Below are 11,783 nucleotides of genomic sequence, written 5' to 3'. Positions count from 1 at the left end.
AACGATTTCGGTTTCCCTCGAAATTGGCTCATTCATGAACCGTTACATACCTGAGCTTTGTAACCCTCAGCTACTTACAGCGGATGAGCTTGTTTTTGGGGCAGCATCAGATTAAAGAAACCCATTTGCAGCAGTGGTTACAGTTACGTGACCAAGGGTATGACGTAATACTCAACGATTGCGTTGATCCTATAACACTGAGCAATCGAGAAGATGCTCTGTTGAATTGGCTAGAAGACTACGAGGTTGAAGAGGCTTGGAAGCTAGCAGAACCATTAGCCGTAGGCGGTATTGAGGTAGAAGCCCTGGAACACATCACAAAACAATGGCAGAGTGATGCGACCGAAATGTGGAAAACGGGCTTGCATTGGCTAGTGCTCTCCCTTGAAGTAGCATGGATGCTCCAAAATAGTTTGCGTGGAGGAGAACGCATTGCAAATGTAGTGCAAGCAATGAAATCATATTCTTACCTTGATCAAGCTCCTCAACAAGAAGTAGAGGTGCATCAAGGGTTAGAAGATACTTTACGGTTATTTGCTCATAAGATAAAACACGGCATCCAGGTGGAACGACACTATGAGCAACAGCTCCCGAAAATTCTTGCTTATGAAAGCGAATTGAATCAGGTATGGCTAAATCTAATCGACAATGCGATTGATGCTATGAAGGGTAATGGAAAAATTGAGATTACTACTACATCTCATTCTGGCTACATCGAAGTAGGAATTACTGATTTCGGACAAGGTATTCCTGTCGAAATCCAAAATCACATTTTTGACCCCTTTTTCACTACAAAGGGAGACGGAGGCTTTGGTCTGGGTTTAGAAATAGTCCGTAGAGTTATAGAAGCTCGCCATCACGGTAGGGTTCAGTTCACATCGAGACCAGGTAGGACTAGCTTTTGGGTTCAATTACCAGTGAATTCAGGAAGCAACTCGATTGCTGAAGTTTAAGGGGCGTGCAAAGCTAGTTGCAGTTTTTGCACCCTAAAGAAGACAAGCACTGAGAAAACGATGAGTTAACTTTTTCTTATCTCACGTCTGGTTTCGATTTATCAGGGAACTTGCACTTAACCGAAATTTCAAAATTCGCTTCGGCAGAGCCTTCGGTGACAATCGGTACTCCCGTTTTACCGCCAATCTTCAGTCCAAACTTCAGGTTCAGTTCCTCCACCTCCGCACCGCCAAAGTTTTTGAAGGCACCGATCGCATACCAGGCGTAGGCGCGAATCGTCCCGTGGATCTCTTTGAGCTTGGCGATCGCATCGTCGGTGATACCCATGGACTCTCGCTCATCCTCATCCACTTCTCCCGGTGAGGGCAGATCGGGCGGCAAGATAGCAGGCGTAGTCGATTCGACATAGATTGTGTAAGTGGTGCCGTCTTCGTCCTGAAGGAGCACGGGTTGTACGTCTGCCATTTAGTAACCTGAGGGAAAATTCGAGGCTATCTTAGTACCGAAAGCCCGCGATCGTCCGTCCTAACCCGGAAAACTTAACCTTGTGGCGGCTTGCGCTGCCCTCGTAGTGAATTCGCTTAAGCTAGAGTCAAGATGGTGCGATCGCAGAGCGTTGGATGAGGTGGGAAGATGACTCAAGCCAAGGTAAAATTTGCCAGCTTTGAAGCGTATCTGGCATGGAGTGATGACCCTGAAAACTATTTGGAGGGGCGGTTTGAATTGGTTGATGGGGAGCTAGTAGAAGTGCCACCAGAATCAGGGTTGAATCGGACGATCGCCAATCGGCTTTTTTTCTTGCTGGTAGCTGCTGGTATCGTCCCGTTGGAACTGGCTCATCCCGGTCAATGCGAAGTTCAAGTACCTGTCCTGCAACCGAGAGATCCAGCCAATCGGTATCCTGATCTAGTGATTCTGGAAGCCGTTCACCTGACTCTGACCCAAAAACGGTTGACGATTACCCTGGATATGCCGCCGCCTCAATTGGTGGCAGAAGTCTTAAGTCCCGGTAAGCAGAACCGCGATCGGGACTTGGTTCGCAAGCGCGATCAGTATGCAGCACGGGGCATTCCAGAATACTGGTTGGTTGATCCAGAAGCACAAACGGTGACAGTGCTGCAATTGCAGAATGGCAGCTACGGCGAAGTGGGGCGGTTTCAGGGGAACAAAAACATTGGTTCACCCATGTTCCCTGATTTGCAACTGACTGCAATGCAGCTATTTCAAGTGGCGCAGTAAAACCTTTGAGACATCCAACTTCTGAGACCTCTAACTTCTTCAAGACATTGGAGATCTGTCCCCTACCTCAGCCCGCATGATCAGATCCTCGGTTTCTGCGATGGTTTGAATTAGTAACAATGAGCTTCACTCAAGAAGCCGGGGATCTCCAGTCCCTACCGCAACCCCAACTGTTGCTTCAACGCTGGGGGAATATTCTTCACCTGATCCCAACCTTTTATGCCTTTCCATTTAGTATCTTTATCCCATTTGATGTCTTTTAGATTAGGGCAGTTACGCCGCATCTTTATCTTTCCGTACCCAGCGTCAGGTAATTCAGAACATCCGAATTGAACATTCTCCAAATTCGCACCATGAAGCCCAGCACCGCTCAAATTCGCACCTATAAGCTGGGCACCCCTCAAATTTGCATCGAGGAAGTTGGCACTACTCAAATTCGCATTTTTTAGGTCGGCACCGCTCAAATTCGTCCTGGTGAAGCTGGCTCTGCTTAAATCTGCAATGAAAAGTTTAGCACTGCTCAAATTCGCCTCAAGGAAGTTGGCATCGCTCAGATTTGTGTTGTAGAAGTTGGCTCGGCTCAAATTTGCATAACTAAGTTCGGCATCGCTTAAATTCGCAAAACCAAGTTCGGCACCGCTCAAACTCACCTCGTAAAGGTCAGCCTTACTCAAATTAGCACGGATGAGTTCGGCTTTTTCTAGCTTTGCTGACTGAAGTGATCGACAATTGCCAAACACCCGTTCTCTAAAATAGTCTGGCATCGAACCATATTGTTCAGTTGCCCAACAACCGCCTACAAGCGATAGTACCGCCACACGCTCTCCCTGATCACCCACACTACTTTCTATCCGAGCATAATCCCGTTTGATTGATTCTTCTCGCCAGAAATACTCGGCGGGGATTCCCAGAACCAGGGCTGGAACCAGTAGCGTTGCTACCAGTTGTGTTCTTCGCCAGCGTAGGCTTTTCTGAATAAAGGTTTTGGTTGCGGCTACAGCTTCTAACCGTTGCTTCAGCAAGCGTCGGGCATCCTTGAGCAGTCGTCCTTGCAGCAAATCCTGCCGTTTTTTGCCCTGCTGTAACCAATCGCGTTGGGCATCTTCAATTCTGTCCACTAGTCGTCGTAGATCCCGGTCTTGCTCTCGCCAGGTTGCCAGCCGCTGCCAACGCTGGATCAATGCCTCATGGCTGAGGTCAATCACATCCTGGTCATTCACCCGGTCGCTGACCAACAAGCGTCCATCCACCAGCGCCGTGAGCACTGATTCAATGGTCTGACAGGTAACAGCATTTGTGCCCATTTCTAGCAATTCTGCCTTCAGCCTGCGTTGGCGAGTGTCCTTCGTGCCTTCTCCAGTTCGCACCAGTTTCAGCAACACTCGCCGCACCCAGTCCCCCTGTCCTGCTGCTTCCAGGCGCTGATAAATCGCCTCTGCCTTCTGGTTCAACGCTCCCGCCACACCGCCCAACTGCTGATAGGCGGCATAGGTCAATTCCCGCTGCTTCCTGTCTCGTTGCTCCCACAATTGCTGTAAGGCAAACTGCAACAGGGGCAAACTGTTCGCTTCCGTTTCGACATCGTGCAGCATCTCTGCCAACAAGCGGTCTTGCACCCGATATTGCAGCCGTTTTGCAGGCTGGATAATCGCCGCTTCCAGTCCCTCGCGGGTCATCGCGCCCAAAAACACCGCCTGGGACTGAATCGCCTGAGTTAAAGCACCATAGGCTAACCACGGTTCGACAAAATCGGCTCGCATAGTGGTAACGATCGTCAGCCTGGGAGTCACCTGCTGCATCACACTGGTCAGCATCTGGATGAAAGCAGCTTGTAGGGCGCGATCGGGACACAGGGTAAACACTTCCTCAAACTGATCCACCACCAGCAACCAGCGCTCTGGTTCTGGCAGGCTCGTGGCGACGGTCACCAAATCCTGGCGATCGATGCGCTCATACACCCCGGCAATCTCACTCTCAGCAAAGACCGTTCGCAATGCCAGCTTCAACTCTGCGATCGGGTTGCTTCCTGGCTTGATCGGTGCCAGCACCCGCCAGCCCAACTCCTGCAAACGCGGCACCAACCCCGCCCGCACCAGCGAAGATTTGCCACTGCCCGATGCGCCAATCAGCGGCACAAAGCAATGGGTATGCACCTGCTGCACCAGAGTTTGAATCTCATCCTCCCGCCCAAAGAAAAATGGCGCGGTTTCGGTGGTGAAGGCATTCAAGCCCTGATACGGCTCCAAGCTCTCATCCACCTCGACGGGTGCCTGTTCCAAGGGAAACCGGAGCAACTCGATCGGACGACCCACTGCCAGTTGCAACACTTCCTGCTGTTCTCGTCGCAGAGTGCGTTGCACAAACTCAAACAAACTGCCTGCCGTAATCACGCCACGCTCATCGGCGCGATCGCGGCTCAACCCCGCCAGAATCGCTCCGGTAAACACACTATGCGGGTCAAGCTTCTTTGCCCAGGCTTGCTCAAAACTGCGGCAGGCAGTCATCAGCCAGTAATCCTTCTGGCTAAAGTCAGCAAAGGTCTGCCGTAACAGGTCATCCTCCAGCAAATACCCACTGTGACAACAATCCAGCAGCACCACCAGATTACTGAACCGTGCTTTTGCCACCAACCGATTCAAACTTGCCAGCGATAACCCATTGCGCTGAGCTGTAATCTGACCACCCTCCAGCGTCACGCTGCAATCCACCGAAGCCAGAAACGCCTCCATCTCACCAAAGTCCTTCACCAGCGGGAAGCCATGCCCTGTGTAGTAAATTAGTGCCTCATCGCCCGCTGCCCGTTGCTGCACAAAGGTCTGAATGGCAGTCACCAGTGCCCTATATTGCAACTGCCTGGGTTGGGTCAACACCTCCAACCGAAAGTCGCCATACTCCTGTAACACCTGCGCGACCGCCGTCGCATCCCCCACCGTTTTCGTCAACGCTTTGAACGGGGGCTGATTTTCACCAATTCCAATCACCAGCGCGTAACGAGCCATCTGCAAGCACTGCCCTTTGGTAATTCTCTACTAAGATAGTCTCAAATCAAGCACCCGTTCGTCTGGTGCAATTTCAATACCAGCTTCGGTCAGCCCCGTTGGCGTGGTCTGTGTATGGCACGCATCGTCCTCTGTCACTAGGAAAACGTAACTGTATGGCTCGTCGCTATGCCCTTGTGATTGGCATCTCAGAATACCAGAGTCCTCTCAAGCCTTTGAGTAAACCTGCCAGCGATGCGGCAGCGGTAGCGGCGGTGCTGGAGCAAGGGGGTGACTTTCAGTCCGTGACTGTCTTGAAAGGAGCCATCACGAATGCCAAGCTGATTCAGGCATTACGCACCTTGCTACTGGAGCAGGCTACCCAGAACGACGTGTTGCTTTACTTCACTGGGCATGGTATTCCCGTGGTTGATCCGGTGGTTGGTAAACCCAGAGCTTACCTGGCAACGTCGGATACCGCGATCGCCCTCGAAGGCAAGCAAGTGATCGAAGCACGGCGAGCAGTGCCCCTCGATAGCCTAAATGACCTGATTCAGGAATCACAGTTAAGTAGCCTGGTGATGCTGTTTGACTCCTGCCACAGCGGTGATTTTTTGGAACGGAGTCTGGTTGAAAAGACCTTTACCGCTTTCAGTACCCATAAGGACTATTACCTGATCACCGCTTGCCGAGGCTTTGAGCAGGCATACGCCATCAAGCGTGAGCAGCACAGCATTTTCACTGGTGCCTTGCTGGGAGGGCTATCTCAGGCAAATGCCAACGAAGATGGACAGGTGACGGGCGATCGCTTGTTTGAATCTGTTGCCAGAGAGCTAAGAGGCAGTGGACAAGAACCACTCCGCATGGGCTATGGCGGCTTAATTACGCTCATGAACCATCAACCGCAGCCGACGAGGCTCACGGCGATCGTGGATGCAGCGGGAGAACCCATCTGCCCCTATCAAGGCTTGCAAGCGTTCACCGCAGAGCAACAAGCCTTCTTCTTTGGGCGGCAGCGAACGGTTGAAGACATCCGGCAACGGTTAGAGCAACAACCGTTCGTCCCGGTGATTGGCGCTTCGGGCAGTGGCAAATCTTCAATCGTGCGAGCTGGCTTGATGCCCTGGCTAGCGGCAACGGGTTGGCAGATACTTGACCCGATTAAGCCAGGATTCGACCCACTGGCAGCACTGAGAGCCGTCTTTGAACCGTCTTTTCCTCGCTCCAACCGCGACATCCAGCAGCTCCATCAGCTCATTAAAACTGATCCCGATCCGCTGCCTGCCCTGGTCAAGCGGCTCTCTGATGCAACGACTACCGCCGATCAGGAAACACCAGAGCGTTTTCTATTGGTGGTGGATCAGTTTGAGGAAGTGTTTACGCTCTGCCCAAATGAAGGCGATCGCCAGCGCTTCATTGACCTGCTGACTCAGGTGGTCAATCTCCCTGATACACGTTTGGCAGTGGTCATCACGATGCGGGCAGACTTCCTGGAACCTTGTCTGCGCTATCCGGCTTTACACCAACTGATTCAATCTCAATGGGTACTCATGCCGCCATTAACTGGCGCTGATCTACGAGATGCGATCGTGGAACCTGCAAAACGGCAGGGATACGGCGTTGAGGAACGCTTGCTCTTCAAGATTCAGGACGATGTGGGAAAAGAGCCAGGTTTCCTGCCCTTATTAGAATTTGTCTTGACTAAACTATGGGAGCAACGAGACACGGAACAAAAACTGCTGACCCTGGCACAGTATGAAAACCTGGGCGGCTTGACCGGAGCACTCAATCTCCATGCTGAGCAGGTCTACCACTTTCGAGATTTTGAGCGTGACACCCCAATAGAAACACGAACTGAACAGGAGCAGGCATGGATTAAACGAGTCTTTCTGCGGCTAGTGCGAACCGGAGAAGCAGAAAAGGACACCCGCCAGCGCTGCCCTAAACATGAGCTAGTGGCAATCGCAGACGCAGATCTCGATGCTCAAGGCTTGTTACGTGGATTACTTGAGGATGACGATGGATTGGTGCGGGGGCGCTTGCTAGTAACAGGGCAAGACCAAGCCAACTCAGGTTCCTGTGTAGATTTAGTGCACGAAGCTCTGCTAGATGGATGGATACGGTTTGCCGAATGGCGCAAAGACGATCGGGAAGTAAGGCGATTGCGCGATCGCATTCATGATGATTTCAAGGTTTGGAGAATCCACGGTTGCGACGACAATTTCTTGATTTCAGGTGGCTTACTGACTCAGATTCATAAAAATCGTTTGGATCTTAAATTCTATCTAAGTTCTGAGGAACAAGAATTTTACCAACTAAGTTATAAGCATGAAGTACAAAAAACTTCCTACGAGCGGGAAGTTAGTCAAATTAAAGAACAGCTTCAGAATTTACAGACAAAAGTAGTTAATCGAATACAGCAGACTACTCAAACCAGTACTGCACAGGACATATCTGAAACTAGCACTCCTTCTCTCTCCAATTCAAATATATCTGGTGAGGCTATGGGTTTGGCATCAATATTTAATGCTAATACACCTGATCCAACTGATTTCAACCAAAAAATAGGCGGCTTTGTAGAAGAACTTCAACTCTTTGAGACAAGAAGGCAGTCATCTCAGCTGATGGCAGAGTGGTTGATTGACAATCAGGAAAGACTAACTGAAATTATTTTGAGATATATCTTTGCTCATACTTCTGAACAAAATGAACTCTACTTGAGTTCTCAAGAACTTAATAAATATATAACCTGGTTATATAGCAGCCTTCTGTCTATGCAACCGAGGGACGCAGAACTTAAGCCTCCATCATCTATACCTGCAGATTTGTATGCTCGGGCGTTTAGTTTTCTTAAGCAGGAGTTGCCTTTTGAAGAACCGTCTAGAGACGCTATCGATGAGCTTAATCTTTATCTTGACTATTTAATTAATTATCTCAATTCATCCATTTAGGTGAAATTTTTCTGATTTGCCTTAAATTGGGAACTTCAAATTTCAAGTAGAAACACCCTGTTCCACCAAAGGTATACTTGGTTCTAGTTCAATCTAGAGAGCACCAGTGATATGTCATTTTGAAGCTGGTTGAGGGCATATAGTAAATCTTCATTATTGCTGAACGAGTTGATAGAAGCACCCAGATAGCCGTCTAAATCCCTCAACACGCCCTTAAGCCTTCCTTTAGGAAACTTTTGGCAGTCCTTTCCTAAAGGGCAGATTCCTGAAGGGTTCTTTTGCTTCGCTAGAGGACACTGTTGGTCTAGAGGACAAGATGTTACCATGCGACCTCCTAAAGCGAGAATTTATACTCACTTCTTCGGAGAAAAGAATGCCTATCAGGAATTTCATCAGGTTGATTTCAACTTCTTACTGGCTTCAGTGGCAGATTCTCGTGCCTGTTTTATCGAATCGGATAAGTCTTTATCTTCTCTAAATTGACCCTCAGCACTATGGAGAAATGATTGAAGGCTATCCAGGGTCGATTTCAAGTCTTTTAAGGGAAACTCTTTTTGCTTAGCCATGTAGAAAAGATCCAGAACTGTACACAACAGTCCTTCTTTCGGTGGCATTTGAATGATTTCAGGAACTTTAGGGCTTTGGGTCATTTAATTTTGCCAGCAATATAGTACAAATGTATTATAAATGCTTATGCTTTTTCCTGGATTATCTTGCTGAAGTAGGCTGCTTGAATTTTTTTAATCGCTACAGGTCAATTCCCCGCTGCTTGAGGCGCATGAAGCACAGCTGTCGGACCGGGTGCTGAGTGGAACCGAGTCGTAAAGCGTGTGAGGTGTAGCGAAAGCTTGCAGCGGAGCGGAAACGTTCATTCAGAGGCTGAATCTGGAGGTTGCTATCGAAGAATTCACTGGTGCTTCGCTAAAGAAAAACCTGCAATGGTATTCCCCGTAGTAGTTTTTGCAGGAAAGCTGCCTAAGTTATTTTTACAAGCGGTCTAAGTCAATAGATTACCTAGAAGAGAATTTAGGAACATTACTCTTATAGGCTTGACCACAGTAAGGGCAAAAGCGGAATTTGAGCGAAGCGATCGGTTCCTGGCAATTCCCACAGCAATCGCGTAACTGACTTCCACAGGCGAAGCAATGCTTGGCGCGTGGGTGTGTCCACATGGGGTCGGGTGGTGTTCCCGGCACCCAGCATTCAGAGCAGAATTTGAGAGTCGCGATCGCTTCTACCGCCACTCCCTTGCAGACCGCATCCAGGTATTCCACAGGGAGTCCCAGCGCATAAGCCAAGCCACTTTTGGGCACTTGCTTCAACCGAGTCGTCTGCCCACGCTCAATTTTGCCTACACTCTGTAAGTGAAGCCCTGCGCGCTCTGCCAGTTCCTTCTGGCTCAGACCCAGGCTCATCCGCACCCGCCTGACGTAATTTGCCAGGGTTTCTTCAGGGTTTGGAGGCAGTTCCTGTTGTAAAAGCGGCATTGAAGTAGACGCAAATCGATTTCTCTTAAGACTATATTATTTGTTCAGTTTTGGTGTCATCTTGACCACACTCATACAGGTAAATGACTACTTCACTCGCTACAGTCACAACCGCCTTTTTGCAGCGCCCCGGTTTGGCTCATACGACCTTGCGTTCCTATGAATCCACACTGATGCCTTTACTGCAAGAATATGGGCGATCGCCCATTGAAATCCTGACTCGACAGGTATTACAGGACTATCTCAACAACCTAACTGAGATTTCTTACACCACCCATCATCGCCATCAAGCCATTATCCAGGCGCTGTTCAACTTCGCTGTGGAGCAGGGGTATCTGAAAGCCAACCCGATCGCCCAACTGAAGCGCCGTAAACCCGACCAAGCAAAAGGTGAACATCGGAACGATACCGTCATTCGTTACCTGACACCGGAACAGCTTATGGTGTTGTATCGTGCCGTCGCCTCTGATTTACGACTGAATGCCCTGGTGCATCTCCTGCATCATACAGGCGCAAGAATTGCGGAAATCCTGGCGCTCGACCTCCAAGACTTGAATCTGCAACAACGGAAGTTTCAGGTGCTGGGCAAAGGCAACAAGCAACGCTGGTGTTTCTACAGTGAAGATGCCGCAAAAGCATTAGAACGCTATTGTCGCTATCAAAGGCATTGCAGCAGTGCTGCTCTTTTTACCGCGCAACAACCTTTTACGCTCGAAGTCAGTCGTTTGAGCTACCGCACGGCGCATCAAGACTGGACTGACATCATCCCTCAGGAACCAACCCTGAAAGGCATTCGGATTCACGACCTCCGCCACACCTTCGCCACCGAACGAGTAGGCTTGATGGGCATTGAGGAACTGCGAGCGTTAATGGGACACCAGAACATTCAGACAACTTTGCGCTACCAAAAGGTAACGTCACAACGAGCCGAAACGGTCGCCAAGAAAGCGTTTGAATCGCTAACTAAGAAATGAATAGAGGAAGTGTACATATAGCGAAAATTTCCTCTATTGAGCCTCTTGGTGCAGAGTATTGGATATACTCTGCATCAGTAAAGTGAGTGTTCCTGCTGCTCGTGCAGTTACCGCTGCTACGAAAGAACTGGCACTAACAAAGAAGGTAGTGAACTGTGCAGGTGATGAGCTTTGCACTGCCCTTGCAGGCAAGCCTTTTAGCCTTCTTGAGGCAGCTTGGGAAAACCCTACCAGTTGACCATTGCGAAAGGGCGATGCTCAAGGACTTCTATGCTAGAAATTCACTTACGATGACTACGAATCTATCTCAGCAAGCGATACCATTTGCCGTGGCGGATAGCCTTTACTCAAGCGCACCGCTGTGCTGGGCACGATTCTCTGCCAGAGTGCCTCCAATTCATCAGACAAATAGTCGCGGTCAACCGGACGGTTAAAATCATGCTGCTCATAGCGCAGCAAGGCATACAGCCCAAGCTCACGCTGACCGTCTGCCTGCTGCCATTCACGGTAGCGCAGTTGAGGCGTATAACCCAACTCCAGTAACAACGTTAAGGTCTCGGCAATGCTCAGGTTCTGCACCTCGGTCAGCGTGACGTAGAACAGCACCTGGCTGCGGTGAGGATAGATCGGTATGAGGTAAGGGTCAGGCGGAATCACCGGACAAATTTTCCAAGTCGAGACCGCAGGCGGTGGATTGGGGTTGCGATCACACCAGCAAAGAAAGATCTGATCATAGTCCTGGAGCGATCGCTCCCCCACTGGCGAAAAGGACTGGATGGCCTGGACGTACCACTCTGGTGTATCCATCAAAAGCTCACCCAGCTTCGGCAGATGCTCAACTTTAGCCAGCATTCCCCAGTGAAAATCACCCCCAATGCCATGCGTCGATTCGCCCCGCCGACCGATCAACACTTCATGGAAATGGAGTTCGTCCTTGTGATGCCAGTCCCGTCGCTCTGGCAAAGTACCATCCTTGGTACAAACGGCAATGTGAAAGCCTTCGGTTGGAAACTGCCCAGATGGGTCGGTGCTGTAGGACTGCACGGTCAGAATCATCCAAGCACTGCCTTCAATCTATTGGTGCTAACAACGCCAGCAGCGGTTCGATTGCAAAAAGTGAGTAGTCAGCCGGATCGATCGTGACGCAGGTTTTTCAGGACGATTCATGTCCTTCGCGCTAGACAGGCTCAAAGCCCAACT

9 protein-coding genes are annotated in these 11,783 nt (G+C 49.9%); 4 read left to right on the top strand and 5 right to left on the bottom strand.

Translation table 11 applies throughout. The features are described from left to right. Positions 1-83 precede the first annotated feature (83 nt). Complete coding sequence (locus tag C7B82_RS28780) at positions 84-953, top strand: sensor histidine kinase (RefSeq protein WP_219904754.1); 870 nt, start codon at positions 84-86, stop codon at positions 951-953. Positions 954-1,029: 76 nt separating this feature from the next. On the opposite strand, the gene C7B82_RS28775 is transcribed toward C7B82_RS28780, so the two are convergent. Beyond that, entirely contained in the window at positions 1,030-1,419 is a 390-nt protein-coding gene (locus C7B82_RS28775) for a CU044_2847 family protein (RefSeq protein WP_106260534.1), read from the bottom strand. A 168-nt stretch (positions 1,420-1,587) separates the two neighbouring features. Between C7B82_RS28775 and C7B82_RS28770 the strand changes: the two genes are divergently transcribed. Next, complete coding sequence (locus tag C7B82_RS28770; protein ID WP_106260532.1) at positions 1,588-2,193, top strand: Uma2 family endonuclease; 606 nt, start codon at positions 1,588-1,590, stop codon at positions 2,191-2,193. 155 nt (positions 2,194-2,348) lie between these two features. Here the strand turns inward: C7B82_RS28770 and C7B82_RS28765 are convergent, their stop codons facing one another. Next, positions 2,349-5,192, bottom strand: coding sequence for an nSTAND1 domain-containing NTPase (locus C7B82_RS28765; RefSeq protein WP_106260530.1), 2,844 nt, complete (start codon positions 5,190-5,192; stop codon positions 2,349-2,351). A gap of 155 nt (positions 5,193-5,347) precedes the next feature. Between C7B82_RS28765 and C7B82_RS28760 the strand changes: the two genes are divergently transcribed. Beyond that, a complete protein-coding gene (locus C7B82_RS28760) occupies positions 5,348-8,122 on the top strand; it encodes an nSTAND1 domain-containing NTPase (protein ID WP_106260529.1) in 2,775 nt (924 codons plus the stop codon). A gap of 392 nt (positions 8,123-8,514) precedes the next feature. Here the strand turns inward: C7B82_RS28760 and C7B82_RS28755 are convergent, their stop codons facing one another. After that, positions 8,515-8,772 (bottom strand): hypothetical protein, encoded by a 258-nt coding sequence (locus C7B82_RS28755; protein ID WP_106260527.1) that lies wholly within the window; start codon positions 8,770-8,772, stop codon positions 8,515-8,517. Between the two features lie 360 nt (positions 8,773-9,132). Continuing rightward, complete coding sequence (locus tag C7B82_RS28750; RefSeq protein ID WP_106260526.1) at positions 9,133-9,609, bottom strand: double zinc ribbon domain-containing protein; 477 nt, start codon at positions 9,607-9,609, stop codon at positions 9,133-9,135. 83 nt (positions 9,610-9,692) lie between these two features. Between C7B82_RS28750 and C7B82_RS28745 the strand changes: the two genes are divergently transcribed. Beyond that, the gene (locus tag C7B82_RS28745; RefSeq protein WP_106260524.1) at positions 9,693-10,583 is read left to right on the top strand and encodes a tyrosine-type recombinase/integrase; all 891 of its coding nucleotides are present in this window, start codon (positions 9,693-9,695) and stop codon (positions 10,581-10,583) included. A 294-nt stretch (positions 10,584-10,877) separates the two neighbouring features. Here the strand turns inward: C7B82_RS28745 and C7B82_RS28740 are convergent, their stop codons facing one another. Next, entirely contained in the window at positions 10,878-11,639 is a 762-nt protein-coding gene (locus C7B82_RS28740; protein WP_106260522.1) for a hypothetical protein, read from the bottom strand. Between the last annotated feature and the right edge of the window lie 144 nt (positions 11,640-11,783).

The sequence above is a fragment of the Stenomitos frigidus ULC18 genome (assembly GCF_003003795.1).
Taxonomy (GTDB): Bacteria; Cyanobacteriota; Cyanobacteriia; order Leptolyngbyales; family Leptolyngbyaceae; genus Stenomitos; species Stenomitos frigidus_A.
Note: the sequence above shows the minus strand (reverse complement) of the source record. Positions and strands in the feature narration are given on the sequence as shown.

Coding starts and splice junctions, on each gene's coding strand:
- C7B82_RS28740 (WP_106260522.1), bottom strand. CDS start 11,639: ATGATTCTGACCGTGCAGTCCTACAGCACCGACCCATCTGGGCAGTTT.
- C7B82_RS28755 (WP_106260527.1), bottom strand. CDS start 8,772: ATGACCCAAAGCCCTAAAGTTCCTGAAATCATTCAAATGCCACCGAAA.
- C7B82_RS28745 (WP_106260524.1), top strand. CDS start 9,693: ATGACTACTTCACTCGCTACAGTCACAACCGCCTTTTTGCAGCGCCCC.
- C7B82_RS28765 (WP_106260530.1), bottom strand. CDS start 5,192: ATGGCTCGTTACGCGCTGGTGATTGGAATTGGTGAAAATCAGCCCCCG.
- C7B82_RS28775 (WP_106260534.1), bottom strand. CDS start 1,419: ATGGCAGACGTACAACCCGTGCTCCTTCAGGACGAAGACGGCACCACT.
- C7B82_RS28760 (WP_106260529.1), top strand. CDS start 5,348: ATGGCTCGTCGCTATGCCCTTGTGATTGGCATCTCAGAATACCAGAGT.
- C7B82_RS28770 (WP_106260532.1), top strand. CDS start 1,588: ATGACTCAAGCCAAGGTAAAATTTGCCAGCTTTGAAGCGTATCTGGCA.
- C7B82_RS28750 (WP_106260526.1), bottom strand. CDS start 9,609: ATGCCGCTTTTACAACAGGAACTGCCTCCAAACCCTGAAGAAACCCTG.
- C7B82_RS28780 (WP_219904754.1), top strand. CDS start 84: ATGAGCTTGTTTTTGGGGCAGCATCAGATTAAAGAAACCCATTTGCAG.